Annotated in this window: 20 protein-coding genes; 8 read left to right on the forward strand and 12 right to left on the reverse strand. The window is 70.0% G+C overall.

The window, feature by feature from the left end:
* A complete protein-coding gene (locus tag MRBLWH11_RS17365) occupies positions 1–1,239 on the reverse strand; it encodes a hypothetical protein (protein ID WP_341945733.1) in 1,239 nt (412 codons plus the stop codon).
* On the reverse strand, positions 1,236–2,069 hold the full coding sequence (locus tag MRBLWH11_RS17370; RefSeq protein ID WP_341945734.1) for an NAD(P)H-hydrate dehydratase: 834 nt from the start codon (positions 2,067–2,069) through the stop codon (positions 1,236–1,238). Before MRBLWH11_RS17370 ends, MRBLWH11_RS17365 begins: the two co-directional genes overlap by 4 nt.
* A 56-nt stretch (positions 2,070–2,125) precedes the next feature.
* On the opposite strand from MRBLWH11_RS17370, the gene MRBLWH11_RS17375 reads away from it, so the two are divergent.
* A complete protein-coding gene (locus tag MRBLWH11_RS17375; protein ID WP_341945735.1) occupies positions 2,126–3,193 on the forward strand; it encodes an NADH:flavin oxidoreductase/NADH oxidase in 1,068 nt (355 codons plus the stop codon).
* Positions 3,194–3,265: 72 nt separating this feature from the next.
* On the opposite strand, the gene MRBLWH11_RS17380 is transcribed toward MRBLWH11_RS17375, so the two are convergent.
* From MRBLWH11_RS17380 to MRBLWH11_RS17390, 3 genes are all read right to left on the reverse strand, one after another.
* A complete protein-coding gene (locus MRBLWH11_RS17380) occupies positions 3,266–4,327 on the reverse strand; it encodes a hemolysin family protein (protein ID WP_116635326.1) in 1,062 nt (353 codons plus the stop codon).
* Positions 4,324–5,640, reverse strand: a complete 1,317-nt coding sequence (locus MRBLWH11_RS17385; RefSeq protein WP_341945736.1) for a hemolysin family protein — start codon at positions 5,638–5,640, stop codon at positions 4,324–4,326. Before MRBLWH11_RS17385 ends, MRBLWH11_RS17380 begins: the two co-directional genes overlap by 4 nt.
* Before the next feature lie 111 nt (positions 5,641–5,751).
* On the reverse strand, positions 5,752–7,206 hold the full coding sequence (locus MRBLWH11_RS17390; RefSeq protein ID WP_341945737.1) for a GuaB1 family IMP dehydrogenase-related protein: 1,455 nt from the start codon (positions 7,204–7,206) through the stop codon (positions 5,752–5,754).
* A 160-nt stretch (positions 7,207–7,366) separates the two neighbouring features.
* On the opposite strand from MRBLWH11_RS17390, the gene MRBLWH11_RS17395 reads away from it, so the two are divergent.
* On the forward strand, positions 7,367–11,047 hold the full coding sequence (locus MRBLWH11_RS17395) for a multifunctional oxoglutarate decarboxylase/oxoglutarate dehydrogenase thiamine pyrophosphate-binding subunit/dihydrolipoyllysine-residue succinyltransferase subunit (RefSeq protein WP_116635329.1): 3,681 nt from the start codon (positions 7,367–7,369) through the stop codon (positions 11,045–11,047).
* Positions 11,048–11,118: 71 nt separating this feature from the next.
* Here the strand turns inward: MRBLWH11_RS17395 and MRBLWH11_RS17400 are convergent, their stop codons facing one another.
* From MRBLWH11_RS17400 to MRBLWH11_RS17410, 3 genes are read right to left on the reverse strand one after another with little or no spacing between them, the layout of a single operon-like run.
* Entirely contained in the window at positions 11,119–12,420 is a 1,302-nt protein-coding gene (locus MRBLWH11_RS17400; protein WP_341945738.1) for a GNAT family N-acetyltransferase, read from the reverse strand.
* A gap of 33 nt (positions 12,421–12,453) precedes the next feature.
* On the reverse strand, positions 12,454–12,699 hold the full coding sequence (locus MRBLWH11_RS17405; protein WP_116635331.1) for a zf-HC2 domain-containing protein: 246 nt from the start codon (positions 12,697–12,699) through the stop codon (positions 12,454–12,456).
* Positions 12,696–13,301 carry a sigma-70 family RNA polymerase sigma factor gene (locus MRBLWH11_RS17410; RefSeq protein ID WP_243408894.1) on the reverse strand — a complete coding sequence of 202 codons (606 nt, stop codon included), beginning with the start codon at positions 13,299–13,301 and terminating at the stop codon, positions 12,696–12,698. The genes MRBLWH11_RS17405 and MRBLWH11_RS17410 overlap by 4 nt, the downstream gene beginning before the upstream one ends.
* Before the next feature lie 126 nt (positions 13,302–13,427).
* On the opposite strand from MRBLWH11_RS17410, the gene aroA reads away from it, so the two are divergent.
* Genes aroA through bcp form a run of 3 tightly spaced genes read left to right on the forward strand, consistent with a single transcriptional unit; the run spans position 13,428 to position 16,301 of the window.
* Complete coding sequence (aroA, locus tag MRBLWH11_RS17415; RefSeq protein ID WP_116635333.1) at positions 13,428–14,744, forward strand: 3-phosphoshikimate 1-carboxyvinyltransferase; 1,317 nt, start codon at positions 13,428–13,430, stop codon at positions 14,742–14,744.
* 3 nt (positions 14,745–14,747) lie between these two features.
* A complete protein-coding gene (gene rsgA, locus MRBLWH11_RS17420) occupies positions 14,748–15,818 on the forward strand; it encodes a ribosome small subunit-dependent GTPase A (RefSeq protein WP_341945739.1) in 1,071 nt (356 codons plus the stop codon).
* Between the two features lie 9 nt (positions 15,819–15,827).
* Complete coding sequence (gene bcp / locus MRBLWH11_RS17425) at positions 15,828–16,301, forward strand: thioredoxin-dependent thiol peroxidase (protein ID WP_341945740.1); 474 nt, start codon at positions 15,828–15,830, stop codon at positions 16,299–16,301.
* Between the two features lie 22 nt (positions 16,302–16,323).
* Here the strand turns inward: bcp and MRBLWH11_RS17430 are convergent, their stop codons facing one another.
* Positions 16,324–16,710: a hypothetical protein gene (locus MRBLWH11_RS17430; RefSeq protein ID WP_341945741.1), complete on the reverse strand. Its 387-nt coding sequence runs from the start codon at positions 16,708–16,710 to the stop codon at positions 16,324–16,326.
* Between the two features lie 234 nt (positions 16,711–16,944).
* On the opposite strand from MRBLWH11_RS17430, the gene MRBLWH11_RS17435 reads away from it, so the two are divergent.
* Positions 16,945–17,193, forward strand: coding sequence for a WhiB family transcriptional regulator (locus MRBLWH11_RS17435; RefSeq protein WP_028503730.1), 249 nt, complete (start codon positions 16,945–16,947; stop codon positions 17,191–17,193).
* Positions 17,194–17,262: 69 nt separating this feature from the next.
* Here MRBLWH11_RS17435 and MRBLWH11_RS17440 read toward each other — a convergent pair whose 3' ends face one another.
* A complete protein-coding gene (locus tag MRBLWH11_RS17440) occupies positions 17,263–18,747 on the reverse strand; it encodes a PAS domain-containing sensor histidine kinase (protein ID WP_116635337.1) in 1,485 nt (494 codons plus the stop codon).
* Positions 18,748–18,771: 24 nt separating this feature from the next.
* Positions 18,772–19,158: an Rv3235 family protein gene (locus MRBLWH11_RS17445; protein WP_116635431.1), complete on the reverse strand. Its 387-nt coding sequence runs from the start codon at positions 19,156–19,158 to the stop codon at positions 18,772–18,774.
* 127 nt (positions 19,159–19,285) lie between these two features.
* On the opposite strand from MRBLWH11_RS17445, the gene MRBLWH11_RS17450 reads away from it, so the two are divergent.
* The gene (locus tag MRBLWH11_RS17450; RefSeq protein WP_341945742.1) at positions 19,286–19,897 is read left to right on the forward strand and encodes a hypothetical protein; all 612 of its coding nucleotides are present in this window, start codon (positions 19,286–19,288) and stop codon (positions 19,895–19,897) included.
* On the opposite strand, the gene MRBLWH11_RS17455 is transcribed toward MRBLWH11_RS17450, so the two are convergent.
* Positions 19,885–20,163, reverse strand: a complete 279-nt coding sequence (locus tag MRBLWH11_RS17455; protein WP_116635339.1) for a helix-turn-helix domain-containing protein — start codon at positions 20,161–20,163, stop codon at positions 19,885–19,887. The two genes, MRBLWH11_RS17450 and MRBLWH11_RS17455, sit on opposite strands and share 13 nt — an antisense overlap.
* A 97-nt stretch (positions 20,164–20,260) precedes the next feature.
* Between MRBLWH11_RS17455 and MRBLWH11_RS17460 the strand changes: the two genes are divergently transcribed.
* Positions 20,261–20,881: an SAF domain-containing protein gene (locus MRBLWH11_RS17460; RefSeq protein WP_341945743.1), complete on the forward strand. Its 621-nt coding sequence runs from the start codon at positions 20,261–20,263 to the stop codon at positions 20,879–20,881.

Raw genomic sequence — 20,881 nt, forward strand, 5'->3', positions numbered from 1 at the left:
TCACTCCCTGGGTTTCGAAGGTCGGTGGGCGGGCACACGGGCGAGCGCCCGGATGCCGACGGCGAGAAGCACGAGGAGAAGGACGTTGCGCAGCGTGAGCACCAGGACCGGCAGCAGCTCCGCCCGCAGCAGCGCGTCATAGCTCAGCGGATAGACGAGGCAGGTCAGCGCGCACAGGGTCAGCACGATCAGCGCGGGCACGCGGGCCCGGATGCCGTCGAAGACGATCCACAGCACGACGGGTGCGATCAGCCAGGTCTGGAACTGCGGCGAACCGACCTTGTTCGTCACGATGAGCACGACGACCAGACTCAGGGCGAGCGGCGGGAAGAGCCGGGCGAAGGATGCTCCGCGCGCGGCCTTCACGGCGCCGATCGCGGCCACAGCGGCCGCGGCGATGATCATGAGCGGCGTGAGGATCGCGGTGACCGCCTCCGTGCCGGACCCGGTGATCTGGAACGTCAGGATCTCGAAGCTGTACTCGATGCGCGCGGAGCCGGCGACAGCGAGCCACAGGAACGGCGTCGCCGCCACGGCCTCGATCTGCAGTCCGCGCCCCGTCTGCTCGGTGAGGAAGCCGAACACCTCGGTGTCCGCCCCGAGCAGCAGCAGCACCATGACGACACCGGCGCTGACGGCTGCGGCGGCGAGCAGCATCCGGATCCGCGCACGGACGGCCAGGATCGCCGCCAGGACCAGAGCACCCGGCCAGATCTTGATCCAGGCGCCGATCGTCAGCAGCGCGACGGCCACGACGGGTCGCGACACGAGCCAGAGTCCGCCGATCACGGCGAGCGGGACGGTGATCGCGTCGATCCGGTAGATCGCGATGGGACCGAGGAGCAGGACGGCGGCGATCCAGAACCACGCGGCGACGCGACGCGGCCGGGACGGCGCTCGTCCGATCAGGACGCCGAACGCGACAGCGTCGAGCACCGTGACCAGGAGCGCCCAGGCGACCAGGTAGGCACCGGAGACTCCGAGAAGCGGCACGAGCGGCGCGGCCAGTCCCGCGGTCAGCAGCATCGGCACGAGGGCGAGCTGTGGATAGACCCACGTCTCGCTGACACCCATGATCGCTCCCCCGCCGATCGCCGACGACGCCCAGGGCTCGTAGACCAGGACGACGTCGCCCATGGGCTGGCTCGGATACACCCAGCCCACCGCGGCCGTGACGAGGTGCACGAAAAGGAAGACACACCACAGCACGACCACGCGGGTCGTCCGGGTCCGGCTCACGCCAGGACGTCCGCGATCGCGGACGGGAGAGCATCCGCGACATCCATCGCGACGATCGGGTGTCCCGGTGCGCCCTCGAGCACACCCGCGGCGATCCGGGCGGCATGGCCGTGCAACCACGCTCCCGCCGCTGCGGCCTCCGCCAGAGAGGCGCCGGGATTGGCGGCCGTGACCGCGCCGAGAGCGCCGGCGAGCACATCACCGGTCCCTGCCGTCGCCAGCCAGCCGGTCCCGGCTTCCACGGCGATGACGGCTCCGGACGGGTCGGCGATCAGCGTTCGAGCGCCTTTGAGCAGCACGGTTCCACCGATCTTCGCGGCGACCTGGGACGCCGCCTCGGCACGGTCGTCGCCCGACGAGGGCACCCGCAGACGCTCCCGCAGCCTCGAGAACTCGCGCGCGTGCGGCGTCACGAGGAAGGGAGCGCGCGTGCCAGGCGCGAGGTCGAGTGCGCCGGCATCGATGATCACCGTGGCCGACCCGGAGAGGATCTCCCGCAGCGCCAGGGTCTCGGTGTCGCTGCGCTCCCCCGGATCCGTGCCCGACCCGATCACCCAGACGTCCACCCGCGTTCCGCCCGCGTCGGGACCGGCGACCGTCTCCGGACGACGCGCCAGCACGGCATCCGCCACTCGGGACGCCCCGACGTACCGGACGAAACCGGCACCTGCCCGCCACGCGGCCTCGACACCGAGGACGGCGGCACCGGGGTAGGCGGGCGAGCCGGTGCGCAGCGCGACGACGCCACGAGCGTACTTGTCGTCGTCCGGCGTCGGCACCCGGAGGAACCGCGCGGTATCGCTGCGTGTCCACTCGCGCACCTCGACCATGACTCCACGTTAGCGGGACGGCCCCCGCCCCGCGCACGCGGGGGTAACGTCGAACGGTGAGCCTCCTCTTCTCCCCGCTGACCATCCGATCCGTCACGTTCCGCAACCGCCTGTGGGTGTCGCCGATGTGCATGTACAGCGCCGTCGACGGCGTCGTGCAGGAATGGCACCACAGCCATCTCGCCCAGTTCGCATCGGGCGGCGCGGGGCTCATCGTGGCGGAGGCGACCGCCGTCGTGCCGGAGGGTCGCATCTCGCCGCGCGACGTCGGACTCTGGAACGACGACCAGCGCGACGCCTGGGCTCCCATCGTGCAGGCGATCCACGATCGCGGTGCGGTCGCCGGGATCCAGCTCGCCCACGCGGGTCGCAAGGCCTCGACCTGGTGGCCGTGGGCGGAGAGTCGCGGCTCGGTGCCGTCCGACGAGGGCGGGTGGACGACGAGCGCACCGTCCGCCGTCGCCTTCGAAGGCTTCGCCGATCCGGCCGCGCTGGATGCCGCAGGGATCGACCGCGTGGTCGATGCCTTCGCCGCGGCCGCCCGACGCGCGGTCGACGCGGGCTTCGACGTGCTCGAGCTGCACGGGGCGCACGGCTACCTGCTGCACCAGTTCCTGTCGCCGCTGTCGAACCTCCGCGACGACGAGTACGGCGGGTCGCTGGACAACCGCGCCCGACTGCTCCTGCGCGTCGTGGACGCCGTCCGCGCCGAGGTCGGCGAGGAGGTTCCGCTGTTCGTGCGCATCTCGGCCACGGACCACGCCGACGGCGGCTTCACCGCCGACGAGGCGGCTGTGGTCGGAGACTGGGCGTCTCAGCACGGCGCGGACTTCATCGACGTCTCCAGCGGCGGGCTCGTCGCCCACCAGCGGATCGAGGTCTTCCCGGGCTACCAGGTCCCCCTCGCCGAGACCGTCCGGCAGGGAGGACGCATCCCGGTCTCGGCCGTCGGACTCATCACGGCGGCGGAACAGGCCGAGCAGGTGCTCGCCGCGGGCGCGGCCGATGCGATCTTCGCCGGACGCGAATGGCTGCGCGATCCGCATTTCGGCCTCCGCGCGGCGCACGAGCTCGGCGCCGAGGTCGCCTGGCCGCCGCAGTACGACCGCGCACGCTGGCGCTGACCGGCGCCGTGCCGGACGAAGGCCGCCGCCCCGAGAACCGGGACGGCGGCCTTCGTCGTGAGGCGTGCGCGGTCAGCGTCCCCGGATGCGACGGGTCGCGTCCTGCACCTCGCCGACGAGCTCCTCCAGGATGTCCTCCAGGAACAGCACGGCGGTCGTGCGGCCGTCCGCGTCGCGCACCTTGGCCAGATGACGACCGGCACGGCGCATGAGCGCGAGGGCGTCCTCCAGATCGGTGTCCTCCTGCACGGGGACCATGTGGTGGATGCGCTTCGCCGGAAGCGGCTCCACCAGCTTCTCGGCGGCGTCCGGGCCGTCGGAAGCCCGCAGGATGTCCTTCAGATGGACGTAGCCGACCGGCACGGCATCCGCATCGACGATCACGTAGCGGGAGAACCCGTATCGGGCGACCGCCTTCTCGATGTCGTCGGGTGTCGTCGACTGCGGCAGCGTGATGAGGTCGCTGAGCGGAACGGCCACGTCGCGCGCCTTCTTGTCCGTGAACTCCACGGCGGCCGCCACGGTTCCCGCGGTGTCGGTCAGCACGCCCTCTCGGCGCGACTGATCGACGATGGTCGCGACCTCGTCGAGCGTGAAGGTCGAGGCGGCCTCGTTCTTCGGCTCGACCCGGAACAGTCGCAGCACGCCGTTGGCGGCCGCGTTCAGGAGCCAGATCACCGGCATGAAGATCTTCGACACCCACACGAGCGGGGTCGCCAGGATCAGCACCGCCCGGTCCGGCACCGAGAACGCGAGGTTCTTCGGCACCATCTCGCCGAACACGACGTGCAGGAACGAGACGATCAGCAGCGCGATCGTGAACGACACCACATCGACGACGCCGTCCGACCAGCCGAGCGCGTGCATCGGCACGGCGAGCAGGTGGTGGATCGCGGGCTCGGAGACGTTCAGGATCAGCAGCGAGCAGATCGTGATGCCGAGCTGCGATGTCGCGAGCATCAGCGTCGCGTGCTCCATGGCATAGAGCGCGGTCTTGGCAGCGCGCGAGCCCTCCTCGGCGCGCGGCTCGATCTGCGAGCGCCGCGCGGAGATGACCGCGAACTCGGCGCCGACGAAGAACGCGTTCGCGACGAGCAGCACCACGAGCCAGGCGAGTCCTCCCCAGTCGTTCATCGGGTGGCCTCCTCTGCGGTGTCGTGCGGTCTCGGGACGTATCTCACGCGGTCGACCCTCCGGCCGTCCATCCGGACGACCTGGAGCATGCCGCTGTCGACCGTCACCTCGTCTCCGACGGTCGGCACGCGCTCGAGCACGCTCATGACGTACCCGCCGACCGTGTCGTAGACGTCGCCCTCCGGAACCACGACTCCGGCGCGGCTGCGCAGCTCGTCCGGTCGCAGCTCACCCGGGAACATGATGCCGTCGCGCCCGCGGACGATGCCGGCCCTCGTGCGGTCGTGCTCGTCCGACACCTCGCCGACGAGCTCCTCGACGAGGTCCTCGAGTGTCACGAGACCCGCGGTGCCGCCGTACTCGTCGACGACGATGGCGAGCTGGTAGCCGCGAGCGCGGAGCTCGGAGATGAGACCGTCGACGTGCACGGTCTCCGGGACCCGGAGCGCGTCCGTCGCGAGAGCGCCCACCGGCACCTCCGCGCGACGCTCACGTGGCACCGAGATGGCCGCCTTCAGGTGCACGACGCCGGAGATGTCGTCGAGGTCGTCGTCGTAGACGGGGAAGCGGCTGTGGCCGGTGCGACGTGCCAGCTGGATGACGTCATCGGCGGAGTCGCCCGCGGCGAGCGCATGCATGCTCGGCCGGGCCGTCATCACGTCGGCGGCGCTGAGCCGCGAGAAGGTGAGCGTGCGGTCGAGCAGGCTGGCCGTGTCGGCCTCGAGCAGTCCCGCGTTCGCGGAGCGGCGGACGAGCGACGAGAGCTCCTCGGCGCTGCGCGCACCGGAGAGCTCCTCCTTGGGCTCGATGCCCATGCTGCGCAGCACACCGTTCGCGCTGCCGTTGAGCACCACGATGGCGGGCTTGAACACCGTCGTGAACGCGACCTGGAAGGGGATGACGAGCTTGGCGGTCTGCCGCGGCAGCGCCAGCGCGAAGTTCTTCGGGACCAGCTCGCCGAGGATCATCGACAGCACCGTGGCGACCAGCATCGCGACGATGGTCGCGATCGGAGCGACGGCAGCCTCGGGGATGCTCCAGGCGAGGAGAGTCGGACGGAGAAGGTTCGACAGCGCGGGCTCCATCGTGTAACCGGTGAGGAGCGTCGTCAGCGTGATGCCGAGCTGCGCCGACGAGAGATGCGTCGACGTGTGCTTGAGAGCGCTGATCGTGAGCGAGAGCCGGGATTCGCCTCGTGCCTGACGAGCCTCGAGGTCGGCGCGGTCGAGATTGACCAGCGCGAACTCGCTCGCGACGAAGAGGCCGGTGCCGACCGTGAGCAGGAGCCCCACGCCCAACATGATGTAGTCCATCAGAGGTTCCTCTCCGGTGAGAGAGGCGGACAGTGGGGCGATGTACTGCAACTGGGAGGGTCGTCCATTATGCGGACGATTCTACAGAACCCGGCGGGGAGCGCGACTCGGCTACCAGCTGACCGGGAGCGCCTTGCCCTCCTCGTATCCCGCGGCCGACTGGAGGCCGACGAGAGCCCGGTCGTGGAACTCCGGCACCGACGACGCGCCGGCGTACGTGAACGACGAGCGCACGCCCGAGGTGATCATGTCGAGCAGGTCCTCCAGTCCGGGGCGGAGCGGATCCAGGTAGATCTTCGACGAGGAGATCCCCTCGGCGAAGAGCTCCTTGCGCGCACGCTCGTAGGCGTCGAGGCGGCCGAACCGCGCCTGGACCGCCTTGGTCGAGGCCATGCCCCACGATTCCTTGAAGATCCGTCCCTCGCCGTCGCGCTGCAGCTCCCCCGGCGCCTCGATCGTGCCGGCGAACCAGGAGCCGACCATGACGGATGCCGCGCCGGCGGCGAGCGCGAGCGCCACGTCGCGGGGGTACCGCACCCCGCCGTCCGCCCAGACATGGGCCCCGAGCTCTCGCGCCGCCTGCGCGGTCTCGAGCACCGCCGAGAACTGGGGTCGCCCGACCGCGGTCATCATGCGCGTCGTGCACATCGCGCCGGGGCCCACGCCGACCTTGAGGATCGACGCTCCCGCATCGACGAGGTCGCGCACGCCGTCGGCGGTGACGATGTTCCCCGCCACGATCGGCAGGCCCAGGTCGAGGTCGGCGACCGCGCGCAGCGCGCGCAGCATCCCCTCCTGGTGCCCGTGGGCGGTGTCGACCACCAGCACGTCGACCCCGGCGCCGGCGAGCGCCTTGGCCTTCGCGGCCACATCGCCGTTGATACCGACAGCGGCGGCGACGGCGAGGCGGCCGTCGGCGTCGAGCGCCGGACGATACAGCGTGGAGCGCAGCGCGGTGCGCGCGCTCAGCGTTCCCACCAGATGCCCGTGATGGATCACGGTCACCATCTCGACGTCGGCATCCGTGATCACGTCGAAGGCGTGGCGTTCCGAGCCGATGTCCTCCGCGTCGATCGACGGGACGCCGCTGTGCACGAGATCGCCCAGCTGCGCATCCGGGAGCGCCGTGGCCAGCCGCGTCGCCGGAAGGATGCCGAGCACCCGGCCGACCTCGATCGGCGCCTCGCCGCGGGCGACGACGATCCCGTGCCCTGCGGTCGGCGGGAGCAGACGGAGCGCGTCGGCGACGGACGCCTCCGGCGGGAGCACGATCGGCGTGTCCCAGAGCACGGGCTGAGCCTTGACGTCGCGGATCGCGGCGTCCAGGTCCTGCAGCGGCAGGTCCTGCGGAAGCACGCCGAGTCCGCCGCGGCGGGCGAGCACGGCCGCCAGACGCGGACCCGTCACCGAGTTCATGTTCGAGGCCACCAGGGGCAGCGTCGCCGGTGTCCCGTCCTGCGGAGCGAGATCGACCTGGAGACGACTGGTCACCGCGGATCGGCGCGGAACCAGGAAGACGTCCGAATAGGTCAGATCGACGGTCGGCTGCGCACCTGAGAAGTTCATGTCTCCACGGTACTCAGATCGCCGCGCGGTCGGCACACGGCTTCGACGATTGCCGGGGCGAAACACGTTAGGCTTGACAGTCGAGAGTGTGCGGACCCGGGCGCATCCTGCGCCGTCGTCTGCACCAGAGTGCTTCAGCGATGAAAGAGGGCGATACAGCGTGTCGAACCAGGTGACCGGCGTCGGAGGCGACGGGGGGTTCGGAGCCAATTCCTGGCTCGTCGAAGAGCTCTACGAGCAGTTCAAGGAGAACCGCGACTCGGTCGACAAGGAGTGGTGGCCGGTTCTGGAGAAGTACCACGCGGACACCACCGGCTCCGCGGCTCCTGCGGCTGCCCCCGCGGCCCCCGCTGACACGGCCGCGCATCCCGTCACGGCACCGATCCCGGTGATCGGCTCGCAGCCGGTCGCACGGACCACCACCAAGCCAGCGGCCACGGCTCCGATCCCCGCCCAGGCGCCGAAGCCTGCGGCGAAGGAAGCCGTCGACGCCGCCGAAGAGGACAAGGTCACCCCGCTCCGCGGCCTCCCCAAGACCCTCGCGGCGAACATGGACGAGTCCCTGACCGTCCCGACCGCGACCAGCGTCCGCACCGTTCCGGCGAAGCTGATGATCGACAACCGCATCGTCATCAACAACCACATGGCCCGCACGCGCGGCGGCAAGATCAGCTTCACCCACCTCATCGGCTGGGCGCTCATCCGCACCCTCGACGAGTTCCGCAGCCAGAACGTGTTCTACGCCGAGATCGACGGCAAGCCGTCCGTCGTCGCACCGGCGCACGTGAACCTCGGCATCGCGATCGACCTGCCCAAGCCCGACGGCACGCGCGCCCTCATGGTCCCGAGCATCAAGCGCGCCGACACCCTGAGCTTCACCGAGTACCTGTCGGCGTACGAGGATCTGGTCACGCGCGCCCGCGGCAACAAGCTGACCGCCGCGGACTTCCAGGGCACCACGGTGTCGCTGACCAACCCGGGCGGCATCGGAACCGTGCACTCGGTTCCGCGTCTGATGAAGGGCCAGGGCTGCATCATCGGCGCCGGCGCCCTCGAGTACCCGGCCGAGTTCCAGGGCGCGAGCGACAAGACGCTCAACGAGCTCGCGATCGGCAAGACCATCACCCTGACCAGCACCTACGACCACCGCGTCATCCAGGGCGCCGGGTCGGGCGAGTTCCTCAAGAAGGTGCACGAGCTGCTCATCGGGCAGCGCGGCTTCTACGACGACATCTTCGCGGCGCTCCGCATCCCGTACGCGCCGATCCGCTGGAACCCCGACATCGCGGTCGACCTCGCCGAGCGCGTCGACAAGCAGTCCCGCGTGCAGGAGCTCATCAACTCCTTCCGCGTGCGCGGCCACCTGATGGCCGACATCGATCCGCTGGAGTATGTGCAGCGGTCGCACCCCGACCTCGAGATCGAGAGCCACGGGCTCACCTTCTGGGACCTGGACCGCGAGTTCGTCACCGGCGGCTTCGGCGGCCGGCGACTCGCGAAGCTGCGCGACATCCTCGGCGTGCTGCGCGACTCGTACTGCCGCACGCTCGGCATCGAGTACATGCACATCCAGGACCCGGAGCAGCGCCGCTGGTTCCAGGAGAAGGTCGAGGTCAAGTACCAGAAGCCCGGCCACGACGAGCAGCTCCGCGTCCTCCGCAAGCTCAACGAGGCCGAGGCGTTCGAGACGTTCCTGCAGACGAAGTTCGTCGGCCAGAAGCGGTTCTCGCTCGAGGGCGGTGAGTCGCTCATCCCGCTTCTCGACGAGATCCTCCAGGGCGCCGCGACGGCCGGACTCGAGGGCGCGGCGATCGGCATGGCCCACCGCGGTCGTCTGAACGTGCTCACCAACATCGCCGGCAAGACCTACGGGCAGGTGTTCCGCGAGTTCGAGGGCACGCAGACCCCGGGCAACCAGCGCGGCTCCGGCGATGTGAAGTACCACCTCGGCACCGAAGGCACCTTCGTCGCCGACGACGGCTCCGAGCTGCCCGTCTACCTCGCCGCGAACCCCTCGCACCTCGAGACGGTCGACGGAGTCCTCGAGGGCATCGTCCGCGCCAAGCAGGACCGCAAGCCCATCGGCACCTTCGCCTGGCTGCCGATCCTCGTCCACGGTGACGCGGCCTTCGCAGGCCAGGGCGTCGTGGTCGAGACGCTGCAGATGTCGCAGCTGCGCGGCTACCGCACCGGCGGCACCATCCACGTGGTCGTCAACAACCAGGTCGGCTTCACGACGTCGCCGAACGACGGTCGCACCTCGGTCTACGCGACCGATGTCGCCAAGACGATCCAGGCGCCGGTGTTCCACGTGAACGGCGACGACCCCGAGGGCGTCATCCACGTCGCCCAGCTCGCCTTCGAGTATCGCGAACGCTTCCACCGCGACGTCGTGATCGACCTGGTCTGCTACCGCCGACGTGGTCACAACGAGGGCGACGACCCCTCGATGACGCAGCCTCTGATGACCGACCTGATCCAGGCGAAGCGTTCGGTCCGCAAGCTCTACACCGAGTCGCTCGTCGGCCGCGGTGACATCACCGAGCAGGAGTACGACGAGGCGAAGGCGGACTTCCAGAACCGCCTCGAGATCGCCTTCGCCGAGACGCACGCCGCGGAGACCGGTGCGACGCCGATCGCGCCCGATCTCCTCCCGGTCGAGGAGCAGATCGGCGCACCGGACATCACCGGCGTGCCGAACGAGGTCATCCAGCTCATCGGCGATGCGTTCGTGAACAAGCCCGAGGGCTTCACGGTGCACCCGAAGATCCAGCAGCTGCTCGACAAGCGTCTCGACATGAGCCGCAACGGCGGCATCGACTGGGGCTTCGGCGAGCTTCTCGCGTTCGGTTCGCTGCTCGTCGAGGGCACGCCCGTGCGCTTCGCTGGTCAGGATGCGCGCCGGGGCACGTTCGTGCAGCGTCACGCCACCCTGCACGACCGCGCGAACGGCCAGGAGTGGCTGCCGCTGTCGAACCTCTCCGACGCGCAGGGCCGCTTCTTCATCTATGACTCGCTCCTCAGCGAGTACGCCGCCCTCGGCTTCGAGTACGGCTACTCCGTCGAGGCTCCCGAGGCGCTCGTCCTGTGGGAGGCGCAGTTCGGAGATTTCGTCAACGGCGCCCAGTCGGTCATCGACGAGTACATCTCCGCCGCCGAGCAGAAGTGGGGACAGCAGTCCAGCGTCACGCTGCTCCTCCCCCACGGCTACGAGGGCCAGGGACCCGACCACTCGTCGGCTCGCATCGAGCGCTTCCTGCAGCTGTGCGCGCAGGACAACATGATCGTGTCCCGTCCCTCGACCCCGGCGTCGTACTTCCATCTGTTGCGTCGACAGGCCTACGCCCGTCCGCGCAAGCCGCTGATCGTCTTCACCCCGAAGGCCATGCTGCGTCTGCGCGGCGCGACCAGCCCGGTCGAGGACTTCACCCAGGGTCGTTTCGAGCCCGTGATCGACGACCACCGCGATCTCGATCGTGCCGCCGTGAAGCGCGTGCTCGTACACTCCGGCAAGGTGCACTGGGATCTCCGCGCCGACCTCGAGAAGAACCCGAACCCGGAGATCGCCCTGGTCCGGCTCGAGCAGCTGTACCCGACGCCGATCGACGAGCTCAAGGCCATCACCGACTCGTACCCGAACGCCGAGCTGGTGTGGGTGCAGGAGGAGCCGGAGAACCAGGGCGCGTGGCCGTTCCTGGCACTCGCCTTCGCCGACGTCCCCGGTGACCGCTCCTTCCGCCCTGTGGCTCGCACGGCATCCGCATCGCCGGCCACCGGATCCTCCAAGGTGCACGCCGCCGAGCAGGCGAAGCTGCTCCGCGAGGCGCTCACGCTCGGCTGAGCGCTCCCGCCAACGATGAAGGCGCCTCGACCTCACGGTCGGGGCGCCTTCTCTCGTTCCCGCTGGACGCGTCAGTACCAGATGTCGAGCGACGGCGCGGGGAACGCGATCAGCGCGCGGTCGAGGGCTTCGACAGCCGCGGCGTCCGCGGTGATGCGCCCGGCTCCGTGCAGGGACGCTGCCCGCACCCCACCGGCGTACAGGGAGGACAGCACGGAGACGTCGAGCGAGATGTCCGGCGTCGCAGTCTCCACTCGGTCGACCGTCGCGGCACCGGCGCCGTCGACGCGGAGATGCCAGTCGCCGCTCGCGAAACCGAGCGAGTCCTCGACGCGGATGACGGTGTCGAGCGGAGCCGAGTACCGGCGGGCGGAGAGCGCAACCGGCACGTCGAGGATGCGCAGCCAGCCATGGTCGTGCACGACCTGCGTCACGCCGCGCGGGTCCGCCACCAGCCACGGCAGCGGATCGTCGAGCGGACGGAGATCGGCGGTGACCTGGTCGACGAGGTCGTGCTCCAGTGCGAAGCGCCAGAGCGCCGCCACGGCGTCGGGCGTCTCGGCGACCAGGAGCCCGATGTCGAGCCGGAAGCGGAACGAGTCGCCCTTCTCGTGCACCGTGTAGGCGAGCGCGCCGCGGAGTTCGCCGGCGTCGTCGAGGAAGCGGACCCCTCGCACCTTGTCGCGGTCCTGACTCGACGGCGAGGCGCCCGAGAGGCCCTCCCAGCGACCCTGCCAGCCGGGGATGCGTCCTGATGCGTCGTGACGCGCACGCTCGTGCACGGTGCCGATGTCGGCGGCCAGGGTCTCGCGATCGACGTATTCGACCCGTCCGGACGGCGTCGCACCGCCCCACCCGGCACGGCGGGTGTCGATCGTGAGATGCGCGACAGGGATCGCGGAGCCGAATCCGTAGCGGCCGTAGATCGTCGCCTCGGAGACGGTGAGGCCGGCCATCGGGACCCCGGCGGAGGCCGCGGCGCGGAGTTCGCCCTCGAGCAGCGACCGGGCGATGCCGCGGCGACGATGAGTGGCGGCGACCGTCACCATGCTGATCGCCCACATGTCCAGTTCGCCACCGCCGGGGATGGTGAGCGGCGTCACCCAGGCGTTGGTCGTCGCGACCGGGAACGCAGACGCCGGTGCACCGGGCTCGTAGACCCCGATGTCGCGTCGCTCGGCGAACGTCTTCCGGTTCTGGGCGAGCGACTCCGCACTCGGCTCGGCTCCGAGGAAGCCGCGGTCGGCGGCCCGCTGGAACCCGCTCGCGCTCTCGTCGACCGTCAGATCGACGACGCGGTAGTCGAGTCCCGCGGCGCGCAGCCGTTCGGTCGAGGTCGGGTCGGCGGGCACATCACGCGCATCGATGGTCATCGATCCAGCCTACCGACGGCCTCCGACGGAGGGTCAGTGCTGAGAGGCCTGGACTTCGCGCAGACGGGCGAACACCTGATCGCGCAGCTGCTCCGGAGCCGTCTCCTTGCAGGCGCGGGCGACGACCTCGGTGAGCGTCGTGGCGACGAGAGCCTCGTCCCGGCACGATGCGCAGTTCTCGAGATGCTCCCGGATCTCGGTGTGCTCGGTCTTGCACACCTCGTTGCGGAGGTACTCCTCCAGATCCTGGCGGGCCTTGTCGCAGCCGCAGTCGCTCATTTCGTGCTCCTCGTGTCAGCCGCGGCGATGCCTCGCTCGGCGGCGTAGTCAGCCAGCAGCTCCCGCAGCATGCGCCTGCCACGGTGCAGGCGGCTCATCACGGTGCCGATGGGGGTCTTCATGATGTCGGCGATCTCCTGGTAGGCGAAGCCCTCGACATCCGCGAAGTACACCGCCAGCCGGAAGTCCTCCGGGACGGCCTGGAGGGCATCCTTCACGACGGATGCCGGCATGCGGTCGATCGCCTCGGCCTCGGCCGAACGGCCGTGCGTCGCGGTGGTCGACTCGGCGCCGCCCAGCTGCCAGTCCTCGAGCTCGTCGATCGTGCCCTGGTAGGGCTCGCGCTGCCGCTTGCGATAGATGTTGATGTAGGTGTTCGTCAGGATGCGGTAGAGCCACGCCTTGAGGTTGGTGCCCTGCGAGAACGTCGCCCAGGAGCCGTACGCCTTCACGAACGTCTCCTGCACGAGGTCGGCGGCGTCGGCCGGGTTGCGCGTCATGCGCATCGCGGCGGCGTAGAGCTGATCCATGAAGGGGATCGCCTGCTCCTCGAATTCGCGCCGAGGGTCGCCGACGGTCTCTGCGGTTGCGGTGTCATCCATCACCGGCCAGTCTAGGCCGCTGATGTCCAGCGTCCCGCGTTCCAGCGTGCCCAGCATGCACTCTCCTCCTCGGCGGACGCCCGCGCCTTCACGCCGTGGGCATCCTGTTCACTAAAGTGAGAACCGATGAGCGCGAACAGGTATTCCCCCGCCCGAGTCCAGGGCGCCTATGCCGCGCCCACCGTGGACGATCCGGTACACGCCGAGCTCACCATCCCCGGGTCGAAATCGCTGACCAATCGCGAGCTCATCATCGCCGCGATCGCCGACGGACCCGGTCGGCTGATCGCCCCGCTGCATTCCGACGATTCGGCGCGCATGGTCGACGCGCTGCGCGCGCTGGGCGTCGGCATCGAGGAGGTGGATGCCGGACACGAGTTCGGCCCCGACCTGGTCGTGACCCCCGCGAAGCTCGAGGGCGGCAAGACGGTGGACTGCGGTCAGGCCGGCACGGTGATGCGCTTCATCGCCCCGCTCGCCGGTCTCGCTGCCCACGACGTGCACCTCACCGCCCACGAGACCGCGCTGCACCGTCCGATGGGCGGACTGATCAGCGCGCTCCGCGACCTCGGCGTCGACATCGACGACGAGGGCACCTGGGCGCTGCCGTTCACGATCCGCGGTCACGGCCGCATCCGAGGCGGCCGTGTCGAGATCGACGCCTCCGCGTCGAGTCAGTTCGTGTCCGGGCTCCTGCTCGCCGCACCCCGTTTCGATGTCGGCCTGCACCTCGTGCACACCGGCGAGCACCTGCCGAGCCTCCCGCACATCGACATGACCATCGAGGCGCTGAGCCGACGCGGCATCCGCATCGAGCGTCCCGCGGTCGGCGAGTGGCTCGTCGAGGCCGGAGTCCCCCGCGCCAAGGAGATCGCGATCGAGCCCGACCTCTCCAACGCCGCGCCGTTCCTGGCGGCCGCGCTCGTCACGGGCGGCGCGGTGTCGATCACCGGATGGCCGGCGCACTCCACCCAGCCAGGCGCCCTCCTTCCGGAGATCCTGCAGGCCATGGGCGCGCACGTCGGCCGCCACGGCGGCACGCTCACCGTGCGCGCCGGGTCCGGCATCCGCGGGCTCGACATGGATCTCTCCGCGGCGAGCGAGCTCACCCCCACCCTGGTGGGGCTCGCCGCCTTCGCGGACTCGCCGACGACGATCCGCGGCATCGGGCACATCCGTCTGCACGAGACCGACCGCATCGCCGCCCTCATCGGCAATCTCCGTGCCCTCGGCGGCGACGCCGAAGAGCTGACCGACGGTCTGCGCATCATCCCGGCTCCGCTGCACGGAGGCGCTTGGGCTGCGCATCACGACCACCGGATGGCCACCACCGGAGCGCTCATCGGCCTGCGCGTCCCCGGCGTCGAGATCGACGACATCGGCACCACCGCGAAGACCCTCCCGGAGTTCACGATGCTCTGGGAGCGGATGCTGCGAGGCTGACCGATGAGCTGGCTCGACGACAACGACGACCTCGACGACGACTTCGAGGACTTCGACGAGAGCAGCATCCGCACGCGCCCGAATCCGAAGGCGAATCGGCCGCGCACCAAGCGGCGGCCCGCTCATGACGACGCGCAGACCGGTCGCGTGCTCGGGGTCGACCGCGGCCGCTACACCGTGCTGCTCGACGAGGACACCGATGACGAGCATGTCATCAGCTCCGTCCGCGCGCGGGAACTCCGCCGCATGCCGATCGTCACCGGCGACCAGGCGCGCGTGGTCGGCGACACCTCGGGAGACGAGGGCACGCTCAGCCGCATCATCGGCATCGCCGACCGCACCTCGCTGCTGCGGCGCAGCGCCGACGACACCGACCAGGTCGAACGGGTCATCGTCGCGAACGCCGACCAGATGCTCGTCGTCGTGGCCGCCGCTGACCCCGAGCCCCGCGCCCGGCTCGTCGATCGCTATCTCGTCGCGGCCCTGGATGCCGGCATCCGCCCGCTCCTCGTCGTGACCAAGACCGACATCGCCGATCCGACCGAGTTCCTCGCGCACTTCGACGGCCTCGACCTGCGCGTGTTCACCAGCGCGCTGGAGGAGATGCCGGTGGAGGAGATCGGTGCCGCGCTCGTCGGCCACTCCACCGTGTTCGTCGGACACTCCGGTGTCGGCAAGTCGACGCTCGTGAACGCCCTCGTGCCGACGGCCGAGCGAGCCACCGGGCACGTCAACCAGGTCACCGGTCGCGGCCGCCACACGTCGTCGTCGACCGTGTCCCTGAGGTATCACGGCGCGCTCGGCACCGGGTGGGTCATCGACACGCCCGGCGTGCGCTCCTTCGGCCTCGGGCACGTGGACCCGGCGAACATCCTCGCGGCGTTCACCGAGCTGGCCGAGATCGCCGAGAACTGCCCGCGCGGGTGCACGCACCTCGCCGACGCCCCCGACTGCGCCCTCATCGAGGCCGCGGAGAGAGGCGAGCTCAGCGAGACCGGACGCGCGCGCCTCGATTCGCTCCAGCGGCTGCTGCAGACGTTCTCCGACAAGGCCGAGCAGACCCCCGGCCGATAGGGTGGACGGGTGACTCAGCGCCTCGAACCCGGAACCGCAGCCCCCGACTTCAGCCTCCTCGACCAGGACGGCACCCGCATCTCGCTCGCCGACCTGCGCGGCGAGAAGGTCGTCCTGTACTTCTACCCGGCGGCGATGACGCCCGGCTGCACGACCCAGGCGTGCGACTTCCGCGACAGCATCGGCTCTCTCCAGGGCGCCGGCTACCGCGTCATCGGGATCTCCCGCGACGAGCCCTCGACGCTGGCCGCGTTCCGCGAGCGCGACGGACTCACCTTCACCCTCCTCAGCGACCCGGACCACGCGGTCCACTCCGCCTACGGGGTGTGGGGCGAGAAGATGAACTACGGCAAGGTCATCGAGGGCGTCATCCGCTCGACCTTCGTGCTGGACGAGTCCGGCGTGGTCGAGCTCGCGCTGTACAACGTCAAGGCCACCGGCCACGTCGCCCGCATCCGCAAGCTGCTGGGTATCGACGCCTGAGACCGGGAGCGGCCTCCGACCCTCACTCCGCTTCGCGCTGCTCGCCCTCGCGTCGCGCACTGGCGATGAGCAGGACGAAGCCGAGAAGGGCGGGGAGCCCCACGGCCAGCGTGAAGGTCCAGGAGATGGGCTGGATCGTGAGCGAGGCGAGTGCCAGCGCGACCGCGAGCACCTGGAAGACCACTCCCCCCGACCGCGCCCAGGAACGCCCGCTGCGGGTGCCGACGGCGAAGGCGATCAGGGCGGCGGCACCGATGATCGTGAGGACGATCAGCGCGAGTGCCGTCGGGAGGGATGCCGCGTCACCTGCTCCGAGTCCGGCGAGCTCGATGACCGCGAAGACGAGCAGTGCCGCCCCTTCGGCCGCGAGAACGACAGACGCCGCGAGAGCGAGTCCGGGTGCACGCACGATGTGTCTCCTGAGAATCGAATGAGAAGGCGGAAAACCCTTGATTTCGCAGGTTTCATGTAACAGAATAGACAGCGTCATGTGCTCCCACAGCGGCGTGGGGCGGGCGTTTCGCTCGCATCACAATTCGCGGGCATCCGTCCGCATCTCAACAGGGTAACTGAACCCGAACAGTAGCCCGAATCGAGCGGTCGCGTCGCGACATCTCTTTGAAATCCACACCGAGGAGCCCCCATGGACTGGCGCGACAAGGCCGCCTGTTTGACTGTCGATCCCGAGCTGTTCTTCCCCGTCGGGAACACCGGTCCGGCCGTCGACCAGATCGAGAAGGCGAAGACCGTCTGCGCCACCTGCACGGTGACCGAGATCTGCCTGCAGTACGCCCTCGAGAGCAGCCAGGACTCGGGCGTCTGGGGCGGTCTCTCCGAAGACGAGCGCCGCGCTCTGAAGCGCCGCGCCGCGCGCGCCCGCCGCGCCTCCTGAACCTCACGGAAGCGGCCTGAGACCTCGTGTCTCAGGCCGCTTTCCTGTGCGCGGTGCGCGGGGTGATGCTCAGGGCTGCAGCCAGCGCAGCGGAATGTCGATGACCACCTCGGTGCCCTCGCCCTCGCTGCCACGCCACTCGATCGTGCCGCCGAGCTCGCCCTGGATGAGCGTGCGGATGATCTGAGTGCCGAGGCCCTGGCCGATCCGCCCCTCCGGCAACCCGAGACCGGTGTCGTGCACGGTCACGCGGAGGTTGTCCTCGGTGCGGGTGGCATCGATCGTCACCAGGCCCTCCCGGCCCGCGAGTCCGTGCTCGACGGCGTTCGTGACGACCTCGGTGAGAGCCAGGGCGAGGGGCGTCGCGTACTCGCTCGGCAGCACCCCGAACCGTCCGGTCGACTGCGTGCGCGCCCGCGTGTTCGGCGCCGAGGCGACCTCGGCCACGAGCTTGAGGACGCGGTGGAAGACCTCGTCGAAATCGACCTTCTGCGTGAGCCCCTGCGCGAGCGTGTCGTGCACGACGGCGATCGAGTCCACGCGCCGCATCGCCTGCGTGAGGGCGTCGCGGGCCTCGTCGGAGTGCGTGCGCCGCGCCTGGATGCGCAGCAGCGACGCCACCGTCTGGAGGTTGTTCTTCACCCGGTGATGGATCTCACGGATGGTCGCATCCTTCGTGATGAGCTCCTGCTCCTGGTGACGGAGCTCCGACACGTCGCGGCAGAGCACGATGGCCCCGATCCGGGTGCCGTGGTCCTTGAGCGGGATGGCCCGCAGCGACACGGTCACCCCTCGAGCCTCGATGTCGGTGCGCCATGGTGCGCGCCCCGTGACGACGACGGGCAGCGACTCGTCGACCTGGCGCGACGGCGGCACGAGCCGCGTCGTCACCTCGGCGAGCGACTCGCCCTCGAGCTCGTCGTCGAAGCCCATGCGGTTGAACGCCGAGAGGGCGTTCGGGCTCGCGAACGTGGTGATCCCGTCGACGTCGATGCGGATGAGACCGTCCGACGCGCGAGGCGCACCCCGCCGCGGCGACGTCGGTGCCGCGAGGTCGGGGAAGCTGCCGTCGGCGATCATCCGGAAGAGGTCGTTCGCGCACTCGTCGAACGTGATCTGCTGACGGGACGGCGTCCGCGCCTCTCCGAGGTTGGTGTGCCTGGTCACGACCCCGATGACGGTCGGCTCGGTTCCCGAACCCCGGCGCTCGCTCACGATCGGGACGGCGCGCACCCGCGTCGGCGTCTCCTCGAACCAGTCGGGTGAGGACGAGTCGACGATCGTCGCCGACTCGAAGGCCCCCTGCACCTGGGTGCGCCACTGCGGTCGCACCCTCTCCCCCACGATGTCCCGGTAGAAGAGCGTCGCCGCACCGCTGGGCCGCGCGTGGGCCACGGCGACGAACGATCCGTCCTCGGTCTGGATCCAGATGACGATGTCCGCCGACGCGAGGTCGGCGAGGAGCTGGCCGTCGCCGGCGAGCCGATGGAGCCACTCCACATCGCTGTCGGTCAGACGACCCTGGGCGTGGGCGAGATCACTGAGGGTTGACACCCCTCCAGCCTAGGGCGACATGGCTCAGAGGATGGCCAGAGAGCTCGCGCGCCACCGGCGGTCGAAGCCCTCGAGACGCACGGCGACCGCGCGGGTGCGTCCCGGACCCGCCACGACCACGACGGCCTCGATCACCCCGTCCGTCGGCTCGCACACCCGGATCGACAGGATCTCGAAGGTCGGACGCGCCGGTGGGACTCCCCGCGCGCTGCGCGCCCTCGCCGAGAGGTTCGCCCTCGTCGCGAGACTCCGGAACGCGTCTTCGCTGAACCATCGGGCGAGCTGATCGACCTCTCTGACCCCGGCGAGCACCTCGAGCGCTCCCTGCGTCAGGCTGCGGAGCAGCGGAACGGGGTCCGGCAGCTCGACGGTGGGCGTGGGCTGCGGCGCGAAGTACTCGTGAAGCGTCATCATCGGACTCTCGATCGGGGCGGACTGCGCGCCAGTAGAGCACGGGGAGTCCGTCACCGTGGGCGTCGCCCGAGAGGAATGTGGATAACTCGTACGTCGTTCCCGGACGTGGCCTACTCTCGGTCGGATGCACTGGGATCGACTGTTCGAAGATCTCGAGGGTCAGCTGGCCTCGGAGTGGGAAGCCGAGCGCGCCGCCCTCGATGCCGAGTCGGAGCGCCTGCGGATCGCGCGTCTCGAGCTGCGTGCGCGACTGCGGATGCTGTGCGCCCTCGGCGCGGAGGCCGTGATCGACCTCGCGAACGGACGGCGCCTCCCGGTGACGCTGCGCGCTCTGGGAGCGGATTGGATCGCGGTGACCTCGCGCGTCGCCGACTGCACGCAGGCCGGCCCTTCGACGCTGCTCGTCCCCGAGCACGCGATCGCCGGAATCACGCTCGATCACGGCATGATCCTCGCGAGCCTCGAGGAGCCGGCCCCTTCAGAGCACGCGCTCCGCGAGCGGATGACGCTCGGGTTCGTGCTGCGCGATCTCGCGCGCCGTCGTGTCGCGGTGCAGGTGAGCACGCTCACGGGGGAAGACGCGCACGGCACGATCGATCGCGCCGCCGCGGATCATCTCGATCTCGCGGTGCACGACAGGGGAGACGCCCGACGTGCGTCCGCGGTCCATGGGTTTCGCGTCATCCCGTTCTCGCGGCTGGTCGCGGTGCGGACGCCGGGGACTCAGATGCCGTGAGCAGACGATGTTCCCCAGACCTCGGGGAAGCTCGCGGTCTGGGACTGACGCCACAGCGCCATGCGACGAGAGGTCTCGGACTGCTCGGCCAGGTAGTCCTGCAGGCTGGCTTCCTCGACGCGCCAGCGCGGCGGCGTTCCGAGCTGCGACCCGCGCAGGCGGCCTTCGTGGACGAGGGTGATCACCTCGTCGACGCCGATGCTCAGCAGCTCGGCGACCTGCGCAGGTGCGAGGAATCGCGGAGCGGACGCGAGCGGATCTGCCATGGCCCCATTGTCCCGCACTCCCCCGTGCCCGCATCGGCCGATCCGGCCCTGTGGATAACTCGACGGGCGTCGGCCGGATTTCTGTGACGATGTCGCCATGGCTGTCCTCTCCCGTCCTCGGCGCGCATTCTGGGGCGACGTGCGCTTCCTCGTCGGCATCGCCCTGGTCGTCGTCTCCATCACGGGCGTCTGGCTCATCGTCTCCGCCGCCGACGACGCGGCGCCCGTGCTTCAGGCCGGCCGCACCATCACCGAGGGCGAAGTCCTGACGTCGGGTGACTTCCAGGTCGTCGAGATCGGGCTCGGCGCACTCGCGGACGAGTACCTCGGTCCCCAGGACCTCCAGCCGGGGCAGGTGGCATCCCGAACGCTGGAGAGAGGCGAGATCGTGCCCATCTCGGCGACGGCCGATGCCGCCGAGAGTCGCAGCACCACCATCGTGATCGAGAGCAGCACGGGCATCCCCGACGACGTGGAGAGCGGAGCGGTGGTCGAGGTATGGCAGGCGCCTCGACTCGAGGACGGGCGCTCGTTCGATGCTCCGCGCATCCTCGTCGCCGAGGCGAGCGTCCGCGAGGTGTTCGAGGACGACACCATGCTCGCCGACGCGGGCACCCGGGTCGAGATCGTGATCGCCCGCTCCGATGTCGCGGATGTCCTCGCCGCCGTCACGGGAGGCTCCTCGCTCTCGGTCGTCCCGATCCGGTCCGTACGATGA

The sequence above is a fragment of the Microbacterium sp. LWH11-1.2 genome (assembly GCF_038397745.1).
In the GTDB taxonomy this organism is placed as follows: Bacteria; Actinomycetota; Actinomycetes; order Actinomycetales; family Microbacteriaceae; genus Microbacterium.

Excerpts from the sequence above, each read along its gene's own strand:
- MRBLWH11_RS17385 (WP_341945736.1), bottom strand. The coding sequence starts at position 5,640 with ATGGACTACATCATGTTGGGCGTGGGGCTCCTGCTCACGGTCGGCACC.
- aroA (WP_116635333.1), top strand. The coding sequence starts at position 13,428 with ATGAGCGCGAACAGGTATTCCCCCGCCCGAGTCCAGGGCGCCTATGCC.
- MRBLWH11_RS17400 (WP_341945738.1), bottom strand. The coding sequence starts at position 12,420 with ATGACCATCGATGCGCGTGATGTGCCCGCCGACCCGACCTCGACCGAA.
- MRBLWH11_RS17380 (WP_116635326.1), bottom strand. The coding sequence starts at position 4,327 with ATGAACGACTGGGGAGGACTCGCCTGGCTCGTGGTGCTGCTCGTCGCG.
- MRBLWH11_RS17435 (WP_028503730.1), top strand. The coding sequence starts at position 16,945 with ATGGACTGGCGCGACAAGGCCGCCTGTTTGACTGTCGATCCCGAGCTG.
- MRBLWH11_RS17460 (WP_341945743.1), top strand. The coding sequence starts at position 20,261 with ATGGCTGTCCTCTCCCGTCCTCGGCGCGCATTCTGGGGCGACGTGCGC.
- rsgA (WP_341945739.1), top strand. The coding sequence starts at position 14,748 with ATGAGCTGGCTCGACGACAACGACGACCTCGACGACGACTTCGAGGAC.
- MRBLWH11_RS17390 (WP_341945737.1), bottom strand. The coding sequence starts at position 7,206 with ATGAACTTCTCAGGTGCGCAGCCGACCGTCGATCTGACCTATTCGGAC.
- MRBLWH11_RS17410 (WP_243408894.1), bottom strand. The coding sequence starts at position 13,301 with ATGGATGACACCGCAACCGCAGAGACCGTCGGCGACCCTCGGCGCGAA.
- MRBLWH11_RS17405 (WP_116635331.1), bottom strand. The coding sequence starts at position 12,699 with ATGAGCGACTGCGGCTGCGACAAGGCCCGCCAGGATCTGGAGGAGTAC.
- MRBLWH11_RS17370 (WP_341945734.1), bottom strand. The coding sequence starts at position 2,069 with ATGGTCGAGGTGCGCGAGTGGACACGCAGCGATACCGCGCGGTTCCTC.
- MRBLWH11_RS17455 (WP_116635339.1), bottom strand. The coding sequence starts at position 20,163 with ATGGCAGATCCGCTCGCGTCCGCTCCGCGATTCCTCGCACCTGCGCAG.
- MRBLWH11_RS17445 (WP_116635431.1), bottom strand. The coding sequence starts at position 19,158 with ATGACGCTTCACGAGTACTTCGCGCCGCAGCCCACGCCCACCGTCGAG.
- MRBLWH11_RS17450 (WP_341945742.1), top strand. The coding sequence starts at position 19,286 with ATGCACTGGGATCGACTGTTCGAAGATCTCGAGGGTCAGCTGGCCTCG.